We start from the raw sequence: 12742 nt of genomic DNA, 5'->3' as shown, positions 1-12742 counted from the left end.
TATTTGTGAATAGTGTGTTATTTATTATAGACGGTCATTCACCTCGATATGAGGACGGAGATTGTCCGGTATTTTGTTTAAAAAATTTGCCGAAGAAAGATTGATTGGCAAAGTTCAGTTCTTCCGAAATTTCTTGGATACTTAGCGTCGTGGTTTTTAGGAGTTGCTTGGCGGCCATAATAACGACGTCGGAAATGATCTCGTGAGCGGTCTTGTGACTTAATTGCTTGATGACCGAGGATAAATGCTTGGGCGATATACAGAGTTTATCGGCATAAAAATCGACGCTGCGATTTTCTTTATAATGCTGGGTAAGCAAGGAGAGAAACCTCCATAGAATATCTTCTTTACGGGATATTTTCAATTTCTTGCGTTCTACCCGTATGGCAAACATTTGGTTTAACTCCAAGATGAAAGCAGAAATAAGAGAACGTATGATCGCATAGTTTACGTGGGCCTCGTATCTGTTTTGTATCAGACGAAAATAGCCTTCGACCACTATCGACTCATTCGCTGAAAGGGACGTATGCGGGTGTCTGGCGATATAGGTACTTAACGAGAAAATGGTTTCCAAGTCCAAAAAAGCATTTCTTTCTTTGGGCGAATGTTCTCTCATCGAGAGATAACGTGCCTGAAAGTCGCTGCTCGTTTTTATCGGTTTCCAAATCGTGTTGGGGTAGAGGAACGCGATACTACCGGGTTCGAGTACATATTCTGTAAAGTTCAGTTGCACGGTTTTACAACCTCGGGTACATAATACGATCGTAAGTTTGTCGGAAGATGTGAGTAATGTATTATCCTCGGAAGAGGAAGCGGGCCTTTCAAAAGAAAGTAGAAAATGTTCCTGCGTTTGCGGATTTAGATTCGTATCCGTAGATTTTGGAGGCATTTGCATATGGTATCCTTCATAAAGTCAATACGGACAAAGATAAAAATTTTATCTGAATCGGACAACCCGATATGGGCGATTCGCTCAAATTAATATTAAGAGTTTGAGAAATATAAAAGAAAGAGTTTTCTGAATTTCAGAAAACTCTTTTATGGTTTAATATAGTTTAACGAGTTCGGCGAACGGAGCGTACGGGGGCAGCAGATGATTTTTTTTGTTTCGGTTGTTTCTGCTTTTTTACTTTCGCCTCTTTTTGTTTTTTTGCCCGTGAAGACCGAGCGGTGCGGCTTTTCTCTTTCTTTTGTTTGTCATTGTCGAGCGTTTCTCCGTTTTCTTTTGCTTCTTTGGCCGCTTGCTCTTCTTTGGCTTTCGCTATTTCTTCGGGGGAGGGAACCCATAGATTTTCATTAAAGTTTTTCAGTTGTTTTTCTATGCTGTCTTGTGCTTGTTTCCGAATGGAGTCATTGGGATACATTTGCATGAGCGACTGGTTCCGCAGGTTTTGGGTTTTGTAGATTTCCCCTTCGTACATTCGCATTTGGAAGTAATCGTCGTAGTTGTATTGCTGTACGTTGTTTTCGTTGCTCGCCAAGATGTATTGGCGTGCGATGTAGGGTCGTATATCGTTGTATTTAACCCAGAACATGGGGTATTTGACTGCTTCTCCTCCGAAGTCGCCCGTACGGTGAAGCACCGGGCAGATGGCCTCGATGGACGGTTTTACCTGCGAGGTGCGGCGGTCGAATATCCATTTTTCCAAGATATAATAGGAGAGTACCTCGTTGGAGGGTATATCGCTTTCCTCTACCGTGAAGCGGGGATTCTTCTCGGAGTATCCTTTTGCCGGGGCATACAGGATATGGAAGCGGTCGAACATTTCTTTTACTTTGATGCGATATTCGTCGGTGAATATTTCTCGTCCGTCGAGGTATTCGTATGCCGGTATCTGGTTGTTTGCCAAAAGTTTCATGACAATTCTGAAAAGATTCTCCTGATTTTCGGTGGACTCTTCGGGATAATAGAGCGGCATGTTTTTCTCTTTGTTCAAGTCGATTTGCCGATAGATTACCCTCATCCACGGAATGTCGGCATCCGATGCATCCTGAGTGTCATAAAGCGATTGAGCCCGGACGCTGAGTTGGTTGTTTGTCTTTTTCGAGTCGTCGGTATCGCTTTTTTTGATTACTTGTGCATGACTCCCTATTGCCGACCATAGCAGGCAGAGGGTCAAACAGCTTTTTATCAGGGTATTCATATTTGCTGAATTATATTTCATATTGGCCTTAGTTTACAATTACTTCGATAGGTGACAGATCGCGTTCTATACCATCGGGGCCGACGGCGCGGACTCTCGATATATAGAACCGTTTTCCTCTCGATAGTCTGCGGAACGAATCTTTCTGTCGTTGAGAGAAATTGGCTCCGTCGGAAACTTCGGGAATCGCATTTCCCATAGAGTCGAAAAAGACCGTTTCGAATCGCAGTACCCGATAGGTGACATTCAACAGGTCGTCATCGATTGCGGCTTGAATACCGGGCGCAGAAAGCAGTCGTGTTTTGGGGAAAGGTTTCCCTCCTTTGTATTTTTGTTCGTAACCGTTTGCATCTTTATAGGCGATGAATGGCATAGGGTCGGGGAGTTGCCGTACCCGGAACTGAGTGTTGGCGACTGTTTGCGCCCGCCCGTCCATTGTGGCAGTTACGGTTATTACCGCGTCTTGTCCTACTTTCGCCGGTTTGGCTATCCAGTTGTCACCTTGACGAGTGAGAGTGCCGTTCGTCATCGTAGCTTGAATGGCGTGATTGGGGATGCCGGGAACCGATATGCTGATGGGGTTACCGATACCTGCATACAGAACGTTCATCAAGGTCGCCGATATGGTCGCACTCGGCTCTACTACGGTGTAGGACGAAGAGAATTCGTGACGGGTCATGGAGCCGTCGCCGCGCGGAACTTCGAGATAGCCTTGAAAATCGAATATGCCGGTGCTTCCACAGACGAATTCATATAAACCGTTATTTTCGGGAGGGAGTTGTTTCCCGTTGATGTATATGGCTGGTCGCTGGGTCGTATCGATGGCTGCCAGAACGATGTTGGCACTATATTTCCCGCCTCTCATAATGTTTTTCGAATTGGGAATAACGAACGCGTTCAGCTGATTGACACGTACGTCTCCTTCGTCGATGTTATTGATGAGGGTGTGCAGCGCTTCGCTTTCGGCATACCGCACGTCGCTCTGTATTTTCGTCAGAATGGTTACGGCGGCGATTACCGGCATATTTTCGAACAGCGTCGTTTCCCACATGGAGGGGGCTTGGGTTCTGTTACCCGAGTGAATGGTGGTCGAAAGGTAGTTTTCGATCGCTGCTCTTTTGATGGAGTCGGTCATGAGACTGCCGATGAGATTGCGGTAGTCGTCTATTCCCTTTCTCAATTTCATTCCTTGCTTCTGGGCGGGGGACAACATGATGTATGATGCTGCTTCGAGGTCGTCCTGATGTTCGATATTATTTACATCGCCGTCTTTACCGTCGGCTTTCTTGACGATTACGTTTTTCAGGGAGTCGATGTAGTCGTACAAGAGGGCGGTCTGTTTTTTTACTTCCAGCGATTTTTTGTACCACGGTCCTCCTTTTTCGGGATTCTGACTGTTGAAGTCGGCCAGTTTTTGGTAGAGGGCATCGTTTTGCAGCGAAGCATTCGAAGTAGACCTTTCCAATCCGTCTTCAACTTGCTTGAATCCGTTGAGCACATCGGACGACACGTTGAGGGCCAGCATGGCAGTGAGGACGATATACATGAGGTTTATCATCTTCTGCCGGGGTGTAAGTCTGTTGTTATTCGATGCCATGTGTTATTTTTGTTCGGTGTCGTCTTTCTGTTTTTCGGGCATTTCCACGGGAGCTCCTCCCATGGGTCTGTACATGTTGATGGTCATTGCCGTGATCATCTTTTCGTAAACCGAATTGAGTTGCTGTATATACTGTGTCATTTTTTCGGTTGCTTCGCAATAACGGGAGCTATCGGAAGCGGAGCGTTCGTACATGTCGCGAATGTTTTTCAGCCCGTTGTTTACACGGTCTATATTATCGAGTTGCGAACTGATGCTCTTCAACTGTATCTCATAGATGGTGTTCAGCCCACTGATGTTACGGTTGAGCGTTTCCATACCCGAAACATATCCTTGCGAGGTGTCGGATATTCCTTCGGAGTTTTCCGTGATGTTGCGGTAGGATTGCAAGAGGGTGTTCGATACGGCGGTGAGGCTTTCGGTCGCACTTCTTAATTGTTCCATTTGTTCGGCTATACCGGAGAGTTGGGTGAGGTATTGTTGGGTTGCGTCTGTCAGTTCTGCCATACGCGAGAGTTGATCGGCGGCAGCTGACATTTTTTGAATACTATCGGTGAGGCTTTGCGTGTCGGCGTCGCTTAAATTGAGGCCTTCGGGTATTCCCACAGCTCTTTTGGCATCGGACGGGGTGATATCGGAATAGTTCCCTCCGTTACTACCTCCACCTTTGCCGTTTCCACCGATAATGACGGTTCCTTTCCCTCCTGAAAATTCGGGCCGGTCTTCGGGGTTTTTACTATTTAGTACGGGAAAAACTTCTTCCCAATGATATGTTTTCGGGGGAGTGTCGAAGGCGGATAGAATGAACATGAGCACTTCTGTTCCCATACCGATAGAAAGCAAGAGACTGCCTCCGGGGAGGTGCAGGATTTTGAACAGAGCACCCCAGATTACAATCGCAGCACCTATACTGTATGCGAAATTGAAAAATCGTTGTCCTTTATCGCTGGATAAGAACTTTTCAATACTGTTTTTATATCTTTTGTATTTTCCCATGATCCTTGATGATTGGTTTTATCGGGTTTTGATATTATCTTTTTGCTTTTGCGAATCCGATTTGAGAGCGAACGCAACGGAATCCGATATAGGATCGTTGTTCGTTTTGGTATTCCCACATGCGGATATCGGAACGAATGAAGTTGGAAACGTCTTTCCACGAACCGCCCCGGACTACTTTGCGTTTCATGCGGTAGGGGTCTTCTTTGGCCGCATTATATTTGTATTCGGGGTTAAGGTCGCTGGTGTTTTGCGATACGGCTTCGGTATAGGCTGTCGAAGTCCATTCCGATACGTTACCGGCCATGTCGTATAATCCGAACTCGTTTGGGGAATAGGAGCCTACCGGTGAAGTGATGAGGTTTCCGTCTTTCACGTAATTCCCGTCATCGGGCTTGAAGTTGGCATAGAAACACCCTTTTTCGGCCATAGGCAGGTTACCCGTCCACGGGAATTTATTTTCGTTTTTCCCGGCTCTTGCCGCATATTCCCATTCGGCTTCGGTGGGAAGCCTGTACGGTTCGATAACAACGGCGTTACGTCCCACCGAACCTTTCAAGAGCGCGGTACGCCAAGCGCAGAATGCGTTTGCTTGTTCCCACGAAACTCCTACGACCGGATAGTCGTTATAGCCGGCATGGGAGAAATAGAGTCTCACGTATGGCTCGTTGTAGGCATTCTCGAAATCGTTTACCCATACGGTGGTATCGGGGTAGATATTGACGATGTAGGTATTGAGGAAGTCAAACTCACTGCCTAATGGCCGTGTGATGGTTTCGCGAATGATACGCCCGTCTTCGTCGATATATGCGGTATCTTTGGATATCATTACGATTTCATCGTAGTCGGGGGTATGGTCGGTGTTGAGGTCACGGCGTGCCGGGTCGAGACGATTCTTCCGTTTGGATGCCTCGGTGTGGTCGAAGATCTCGTAGCGGTAGTTCATTTGGGAGGCATCGAGTTGGCGCTCTCCCGTAATGGGGTTGATTCTGTACACGCTTTCGATGGCTCGCGCTTCGTCTTCATTGGGATTTCTCCACGGAATGGCTTTATCCCAATTCAACCGAGGCTTGATGGGGTTTCCCTCCCGGTCTTCTTCGATTTTGAACACTTCGTTACCTCCATAGGCGGGATCGGCGAGGCGTTCCCGAATGATAGAGTCGCGTACCCAGAATACAAATTGTTTGTATTTTGAGTTGGTGATTTCCGTTTCGTCCATCCAGAAGGCATCGATAGAGACAGCCCTCGGTTCTTGTTGTGTTCCCCAAATACTGTCCTTCTCGGCCGGTCCCATTTTATAGGATCCACGAGAAATGAGAACCATACCGTAGGGTGTAGGCTCATTCCATGCCGTACCTCCGACACCTGTAACTTCACCGCTATGGCGCGACGAAGGTGCGCATGCTGCGACGAGAATGGCAAGGGTGATATACACGATTATCTTTTTCATAGGCTACATTATGCGTATGCTTTTGTGTTTATTTTTATTTTTATCGGACAGGTCGAGTTTCAAACTGTATCCGAGAAATACTTCGTGGCTTCCGCTACTGGCTTTTACAATGGCCGATACCGGGTAGTCGTAGGCATATCCCGCTATAAAGTTTTTATATTCCGCACCTATCATAAATATACATGCGTCTTTCCAGCGATATGAAAGGCCTCCCCAGAACAGTTTGTTGTATTTTACACGGCAGGATAACTCGTACTGCGTGATGTTGAGGTTGCTTTTCACCATCATGGAGGGCTGCACTTCATATAACGTGTTTTTAATGGGAATATTGCTCCCGGCGATAAAATAATAGGATCTGCCGATGTATGTTTCGTATTTGTCTTCAAAGGTGATCGATGGCTCGTTGAGGTGTGAGACCGAAATTCCCGCATAGAACCACGGGTGGGTGTACCATGCCCCGAAAGACATATCGAACGACATGCCTTGCAACTCGGTAGTAGGGATTCCGTCGTCGGTGGCTTGATGGTAATCGCTCGTGGGTATGCTGACTTGTGTGCCGTCGAAACGTTCATCGAGCATTCCCAGTTGTATGCCGAGGCTGAGTACTCCTTTCCATAATTTGATTTTGAAGGCATATTGCGCTCCTAAAATCAGATGGGAGTATAGCCCTTCGGTTTCGGAAGTGACGACCAGTCCTACTCCGTGGTTCTGTTTCAAGAATTTGAAAGGCATGTCGCCTGTCACGAAATAGGTTTGAGGGGCTCCCGGCATACCTATCCATTGTTGCCGGGTGGAGGTGAGTATGTTGAGCTTGTCGGAACTTCCCGCAGCTGCCGGATTGTAATAGCCGGGCAGAGCCCAGTATTGGCTGAACTGCGTATCGATCTGAGCCTTTGCTGTGGCAAAGACCAAACAACACAGGGTTAGAATAACGATTCTTACAATCTGCATACTCTCTTTTCCAGACTTTTCGGGGGGTACACACCGAAGTCCGGATATTTATAATAACTGAAAATAGCCTTTAAAATTGTTTGACACAACTGTTTTCGGATGCGAAATTACGAAAAGAGAAAATATATGAGTGCTTTTTCGCTCCGAAAAATGCGAGACCCGTCCCGCGGAGCTTATCTTGTTCAGCAAAAAACTAAGCTCGATTGAGCTTTTTGCTTTCGACTTTCGCTATCTTTGTACATACGAAGATAGGATTGCGGTTCGGCATAGTCAAATCGGAGACGAGATTTCCGTTTGCCTCTGCACTCACCTTTCGCTATCTTTGTGAGTACGAAGATAGGCTGCGGTTCGGCATAGTCAAATCGGAGACGAGATTTCCATTTGCCTCTGCACTCACCTTTCGCTATCTTTGTGAGTACGAAGATAGGCTGCGGTTCGGCATAGTCAAATCGGAAACAAGGTTTTCGTTTGTCTCTGCACTCACCTTTCACTATCTTTGTGGAGCAGAAGGTTATCGACTTTCATTTAGCTGATGGAGGAGAATTTGAAGAGAAAGACGACGAAAGCGCTCGTGTGGAGCACGGCCGACAAGTTGGGACAGCAGTTGTTCTATCTTGTCGCCGGTATTATTCTCGCTCGTCAACTTTCTCCTGAGGATTATGGCAAGGTGGGGGTTCTCACGATATTTATCGCCTTGTCGGGGATATTGATCGACAGCGGTTTTTCTTCGGCTTTGATTCGGAAAAAGGAGGCTACTCAGGCCGATTACAGCACGGTGTTTTATGTGAATGTGGCAATCAGTTGCGTGCTGTATGGTTTGTTGTATGCAGCAGCTCCTTATATTGCAGTGTTTTTTAAAGTCCCTGATTTGATATATATCTGCCGGATTTTGTTTCTCGTGATTCCGTTGAATGCACTTTCCCTTATACAGCAGACTTTGTTGTTGAAGCATTTCAAGCTCTCTGTAAGCGCTCGTGTCAATTTGTGGTCGTTGGGTATCGCTTCGGTCGTTGCCATTGCGATGGCTTACGGCGGTATGGGAGTCTGGTCGTTGGTGGCTCAGACACTCGGACTCTCGTTTTTCAGGGCTGTTTTTTTCTGGGTGTTTAACGACTGGCGTCCCCGATGGATATTTCGCATGGCTTCGTTGCGGGAGTTTTTCGGATATAGTTCCAACTTGGTCGTTTCGGGTATTATCAACAATGTGTTTAACAAGATATATCCCATTATCATCGGTAAGTTTTATGGCATGACGCAGACCGGCTACTATACTCAGGCCGACAAGTATCAGGATATAGCTTCTTCGCTTATCAGCAATATATTCCGTTCGGTCGCTTTCCCTGTTTTCTCGAAGGTGCAAGACGATTTGCAACGGTTGAAACGGATTTGCCGGAAGAATGTACGGGCCATCGCATTTTTCATTTTTCCTATCATGCTGTTGATGGTCGTCGTTTCGTATCCGCTCATATCGATCATGTTGAAAGAGCAATGGGTTCCGTCCGTGCCGTATTTCCGCTTGCTTTGTTTTTCGGGAATATGCTCTCCGTTTATTATTTTGTTTTTCGATTTGTTCAATAGTCTGGGCTATTCCCGGCTGAATTTACAACTGGAAATCGGGAAAAAGATTTATTTGTTTGCGGGTATCGCTTTGTTTTATTCTTCGGGCATTTTGTGGCTGATAGGGTGGTGGATTTCTTATTCGGTGTTGTCTCTGGCGGCTTCGATCTTTTTTGCCCGTCGCTTTCTCGGATACGGTTTCGGGGAGTATGTGAAAGATATTTTTCCGTATTTTATCTTGGCGTTGGCGTCGGCGATACTCTCGTGCGGCGTTTATCTGCTTTTGCCGAGCGATTTGTGGCGGTTGTGTCTTGTCCCGGTCGTTTATGTCGTTTTGTATTTGGGCGGAGCATACATGTTGAAATTGGAGATGTTGCAGGAGATGCTGTCGATGTTGAAGAGTCGTGTGAAGAGAGGAGGTGAAGCGTGAACGAGGTAGCAGTTGCTCGACCGAGGGTCTTGACGGTGATCGTTTCGTATAATTTCGAGCCGTGGATCGAACGATGTCTGAGTAGTATTCGGGATTCGGATTACCCCTCGGATCTTGTGGTAATCGATAATGCTTCGACCGACCGGACGGTGTCGATCATCGCCGAGAGGTATCGATGGATTCGTCTTGTGCGGAGTAGGAAAAATCTCGGATTCGGGCAAGCGAATAACATCGGCATGAGAATGGCGTTGGAGGAGGATTACGATTATGTGTTTCTCGTGAATCAGGATGCGTGGATAGAGGCGAATACGGTGGGGACTTTGGTGGGGTTGGCAGAAAAATATCCCGATTACGGAGTGCTTTCGCCGGTGCATCTTGACGGGAAGGGGGAGCATCTCGACGGTTCGTTCGCCAAGTATGTAGGGGGAGCATCGGCGGTTTCATCGAAAAAATCGGATATCGTCGAAGCAGCTTTCGTTAATGCGGCTTTCTGGTTTATCCCGGTGTCGGCGTTGAAAAAGGTGGGAGGTTTTTCGCCGTTGTTTTTTCATTATGGCGAAGATGTGGACTATATTCACCGAATGCGATTCTATGGTTATCGGGTGGGATACACTCCGTTGACTTCGGGGTGTCATGACCGGCAAAATCGACCGATTACCCGCCAGACACAAATGAAATTGGATAGGGTTTATTATTTGTCGGTTGTTTCGGATTTAAATTCGGGAATGGCTAAGTGTCTGTGGGGGGGGGTATTAGCTCCTTTGAAACCGGGCGTGCTCGCTTTATTGCGGGGAAGATTCAAAGAATTTTGTTTTTATACAGGCACAAGTGTCCGGCTTTTGTGTCGATACCCTTCTATTGCAGAAATCAAGCGATTTTGCAAACAGGGAAGACCTGTGTTTTTGGAAAATGTTCATTCAAAAATTAAACCGATATGGAGTTAGCCCCGATTGTTTTATTCGTTTATAATCGTCCTGAACATACGCGCGCTTGTCTGGAATATTTGGAGCGGAACGAGCTGGCGGCGGAAAGCGAATTGTATGTTTTCGCCGACGGCGCGAAACAGGGCAGCGAGGAGGCGGTGGCCGCCGTGCGTCGGGTGATTGCCGAACCGTGGAAATTCAAACGGTTGAATGTCGTGGAGCGACCGGAGAACAAGGGGCTGGCAGCCAATGTGATTGCGGGGGTGACTTCGGTTTTGGAGACGCACGACCGGGTGATCGTCTTGGAAGACGATTTGATCGTTTCTCCTTATTTTCTGCGTTTTATGAACGAGGCACTGGAAGTTTATAAAGATACGGAGGAGGTTTGCCATGTGACTTGCCACATGCTCGACCATAAAGGAGAGTTGCCCGATACGTTTTTGATACGCTGGTGTAACAGTTGGGGGTGGGGAACTTGGAGCCGTGCATGGCAATATTTCGAGCCAAACGGTAGAAAATCGTTGCAGGAAATCGAACGACGGGATTTGTGTAGGCAATTCGATTTGGACGGAGGTTTCCACTTTACCCAGATGTTGCGCGACCAAATCGAGGGTCGGAATAACTCGTGGTTCATACGGTGGTATGCATCGCTGTTTCTGTGTGACAAGCTGATGTTGGGCACGGGCCGTTCGTTGGTCGATAATGCGGGATTCGACGGAAGCGGAACGCATTGCAATACTATGCAGCTTTGCACGCAGACTTTGTCGATGAATCCGATAGCGGTAGTTCCCATTTCACCGGTAAAAGAGAACTTGCTCGCCCGAAAAGTCTATTCCCGAACCTATCGTTATAATTATTCGTACAGGCATAAATTGAAAGTATTCATCGGGAATCTGTGGATTCGTGTATTCAATCGTAAAAAGAGATAGATTATGAGGGATTTGACTCGTTTAGCCAGTCGTATCGTTATGTTTTTCATGCAGTTTTATTATCGACTGGCTCGTCATTCGAGGGTTTCGTACAAGGCTTATATCGACGGTCGTACCCGATTGGCCGGATATAATACCATACAGGACAATGTTTTGTTGGCCGGCGCCCGTATCGGCCGGGGCACTTATATTTGCCGAGGGAGCAATTTCACCGATGCAGAGGTCGGTGCGTTTTGTTCGATCGGTCGGAATGTCCGTATCGTCAACGGACAGCATCCGACCCGCACCTTCGTATCTACTCACCCGGCTTTTTTCTCTCCCAACGGGCAACCGGGGTTTTCGTTTGTCCGGGAAAAGCGGTATGAGGACTGCCGGTATCTCGATCGGGAACGACGAGTGAGCGTAGAGGTGGGAGCCGATGTGTGGATTGGGAACAACGTGTCGTTGATGTCGGGGATTCGAATCGGTACGGGGGCGGTGATTGCTACCGGAGCCGTGGTGGTGAGCGATGTGGCTCCTTATGCGATTGTGGGCGGTGTACCTGCCCGGGAAATCAGGAAACGGTTCGACGATGAGCAGATTGCTTATCTGTTGGCTTCGCGATGGTGGGAACGTCCGTTCGACGAACTTCGGAAAGAGGCGGACAGTTTCTCGGATATCGGATTGTTCATGAAAAACGGATTGTAATGGGACGGCCGCTTTTTTCGATTATTACGATTACGTTTAACGCTGCCGGGACTTTGCCGGCTACGTTGAAAAGTGTGGAACGACAGACGTTTACCGACTATGAGTATTTGATCGTGGACGGTGCATCGACCGACGGTACGGTTGCGATTGCGCAGCACTCGGCAGCGGTCTCGTCGGTGACGAGCGAACCCGACAAGGGTTTATACGATGCCATGAACAAGGGTTTGCGTAAAGCACGAGGGTGTTATCTCGTTTTTCTGAATGCCGGCGATGCGTTTCACGAGCCTGATACATTGCAGAAAATCGCCGATTCCATCGAAAAAAACGACCCCGATATTGTCTATGGAGAGACGGCATTGGTCGATTCGGAAAGACGTTTTATATCCATGCGGAGGTTACAGGCTCCCGAAAGGTTATCGGTGAAGAGTTTTCGCATGGGGATGCTGGTGTGCCATCAGGCGTTTATCGTTCGCCGGGAGATTGCGCCGGAATATGATTTGCGGTATAGTTTCTCCGCCGACTTCGACTGGTGTATCCGGTGCATGCAAATGGCGAGAACGATAACTCATACGCACGAGGTGCTTATCGATTATTTGAATGAGGGGGTCACTACCGCCAACCGAAAGGCTTCGTTGCAGGAGAGATACGAGATTATGTGCCGATATTACGGGACTTTACCGACGTTCTTGCGTCATTTGTGGTTTGCCGTGCGGTTCGCTTTCGCTCGTTTTTCGGGACGGGAGTAGACGGTATGTTTAAAATCTGTAATCCTCTTTGCCTACATTTAACCCCTCTGTCTGTCACTGTGTGCCACCTCCCCTATATTTTGCTGTGCAAAACACAGGAAAAGAGATTTAATGCCCTTCTATCTCATTATTTATCGAATGAGATGGATCGTATTTGTCCTTCTCCCCTGCCGTGTCCAGTGGCATTGCGGGGAGTTGTGTAAACAATATAGGGAAGAGACCGAAGAAACGGTAGTTCCTGAGGAGAGGGTGTGAAAAAGATAGCATAAAATTTTTGACTGTAAGGGTTAACCCCCTCGTCCTGCGGACACTCCCCCTATATTCCCTTACGG

12 protein-coding genes are annotated in these 12742 nt (G+C 47.4%); 5 read left to right on the top strand and 7 right to left on the bottom strand.

Going from position 1 to position 12742, the window contains the following annotated elements; all coding sequences use genetic code 11:
* Positions 1-34: 34 nt before the first annotated feature.
* The 6 genes from QVD32_RS06615 to QVD32_RS06590 all read right to left on the bottom strand — a co-directional run bounded on the left by QVD32_RS06615 (position 35) and on the right by QVD32_RS06590 (position 7138).
* Positions 35-889, bottom strand: a complete 855-nt coding sequence (locus tag QVD32_RS06615) for a helix-turn-helix domain-containing protein (protein ID WP_157260388.1) — start codon at positions 887-889, stop codon at positions 35-37.
* A gap of 166 nt (positions 890-1055) precedes the next feature.
* Entirely contained in the window at positions 1056-2165 is a 1110-nt protein-coding gene (porN, locus tag QVD32_RS06610; protein ID WP_118687044.1) for a type IX secretion system ring subunit PorN/GldN, read from the bottom strand.
* A 7-nt stretch (positions 2166-2172) separates the two neighbouring features.
* Positions 2173-3741 carry a type IX secretion system motor protein PorM/GldM gene (gene porM / locus QVD32_RS06605; protein ID WP_118687045.1) on the bottom strand — a complete coding sequence of 523 codons (1569 nt, stop codon included), beginning with the start codon at positions 3739-3741 and terminating at the stop codon, positions 2173-2175.
* Between the two features lie 3 nt (positions 3742-3744).
* Positions 3745-4737 (bottom strand): type IX secretion system motor protein PorL/GldL, encoded by a 993-nt coding sequence (porL, locus tag QVD32_RS06600; RefSeq protein ID WP_046410473.1) that lies wholly within the window; start codon positions 4735-4737, stop codon positions 3745-3747.
* Positions 4738-4771: 34 nt separating this feature from the next.
* Positions 4772-6187 (bottom strand): T9SS ring complex lipoprotein PorK/GldK, encoded by a 1416-nt coding sequence (porK, locus tag QVD32_RS06595; RefSeq protein WP_118687046.1) that lies wholly within the window; start codon positions 6185-6187, stop codon positions 4772-4774.
* A 3-nt stretch (positions 6188-6190) separates the two neighbouring features.
* Positions 6191-7138 (bottom strand): PorP/SprF family type IX secretion system membrane protein, encoded by a 948-nt coding sequence (locus QVD32_RS06590; protein ID WP_021890881.1) that lies wholly within the window; start codon positions 7136-7138, stop codon positions 6191-6193.
* Between the two features lie 544 nt (positions 7139-7682).
* Between QVD32_RS06590 and QVD32_RS06585 the strand changes: the two genes are divergently transcribed.
* The 5 genes from QVD32_RS06585 to QVD32_RS06565 are packed head-to-tail and all read left to right on the top strand — an operon-like array spanning position 7683 to position 12410.
* Positions 7683-9125 carry a lipopolysaccharide biosynthesis protein gene (locus tag QVD32_RS06585; RefSeq protein ID WP_229033574.1) on the top strand — a complete coding sequence of 481 codons (1443 nt, stop codon included), beginning with the start codon at positions 7683-7685 and terminating at the stop codon, positions 9123-9125.
* On the top strand, positions 9122-10069 hold the full coding sequence (locus QVD32_RS06580) for a glycosyltransferase family 2 protein (RefSeq protein ID WP_118687048.1): 948 nt from the start codon (positions 9122-9124) through the stop codon (positions 10067-10069). The genes QVD32_RS06585 and QVD32_RS06580 overlap by 4 nt, the downstream gene beginning before the upstream one ends.
* Positions 10060-10977, top strand: coding sequence for a glycosyltransferase family 2 protein (locus tag QVD32_RS06575; protein WP_118687049.1), 918 nt, complete (start codon positions 10060-10062; stop codon positions 10975-10977). The genes QVD32_RS06580 and QVD32_RS06575 overlap by 10 nt, the downstream gene beginning before the upstream one ends.
* A 3-nt stretch (positions 10978-10980) precedes the next feature.
* Positions 10981-11664 (top strand): CatB-related O-acetyltransferase, encoded by a 684-nt coding sequence (locus tag QVD32_RS06570; protein ID WP_021891255.1) that lies wholly within the window; start codon positions 10981-10983, stop codon positions 11662-11664.
* Positions 11664-12410, top strand: a complete 747-nt coding sequence (locus QVD32_RS06565; RefSeq protein ID WP_021891256.1) for a glycosyltransferase family 2 protein — start codon at positions 11664-11666, stop codon at positions 12408-12410. Before QVD32_RS06570 ends, QVD32_RS06565 begins: the two co-directional genes overlap by 1 nt.
* 108 nt (positions 12411-12518) lie before the next feature.
* On the opposite strand, the gene QVD32_RS06560 is transcribed toward QVD32_RS06565, so the two are convergent.
* Positions 12519-12742: hypothetical protein (locus QVD32_RS06560; protein WP_287710168.1), on the bottom strand; the 224-nt coding region annotated here is incomplete at its 5' end.

This window comes from Barnesiella sp. (assembly GCF_022723415.1).
Lineage (GTDB): Bacteria > Bacteroidota > Bacteroidia > Bacteroidales > Barnesiellaceae > Barnesiella > Barnesiella intestinihominis.
This window is presented reverse-complemented; position numbering and strand designations above follow the sequence as displayed.

What these genes read in the sequence shown, in the direction of transcription:
- QVD32_RS06615 (WP_157260388.1), bottom strand. Translation starts at nt 889, where the DNA reads ATGCCTCCAAAATCTACGGATACGAATCTAAATCCGCAAACGCAGGAA.
- porN (WP_118687044.1), bottom strand. Translation starts at nt 2,165, where the DNA reads ATGAAATATAATTCAGCAAATATGAATACCCTGATAAAAAGCTGTTTG.
- porM (WP_118687045.1), bottom strand. Translation starts at nt 3,741, where the DNA reads ATGGCATCGAATAACAACAGACTTACACCCCGGCAGAAGATGATAAAC.
- porL (WP_046410473.1), bottom strand. Translation starts at nt 4,737, where the DNA reads ATGGGAAAATACAAAAGATATAAAAACAGTATTGAAAAGTTCTTATCC.
- porK (WP_118687046.1), bottom strand. Translation starts at nt 6,187, where the DNA reads ATGAAAAAGATAATCGTGTATATCACCCTTGCCATTCTCGTCGCAGCA.
- QVD32_RS06590 (WP_021890881.1), bottom strand. Translation starts at nt 7,138, where the DNA reads ATGCAGATTGTAAGAATCGTTATTCTAACCCTGTGTTGTTTGGTCTTT.
- QVD32_RS06575 (WP_118687049.1), top strand. Translation starts at nt 10,060, where the DNA reads ATGGAGTTAGCCCCGATTGTTTTATTCGTTTATAATCGTCCTGAACAT.
- QVD32_RS06570 (WP_021891255.1), top strand. Translation starts at nt 10,981, where the DNA reads ATGAGGGATTTGACTCGTTTAGCCAGTCGTATCGTTATGTTTTTCATG.
- QVD32_RS06565 (WP_021891256.1), top strand. Translation starts at nt 11,664, where the DNA reads ATGGGACGGCCGCTTTTTTCGATTATTACGATTACGTTTAACGCTGCC.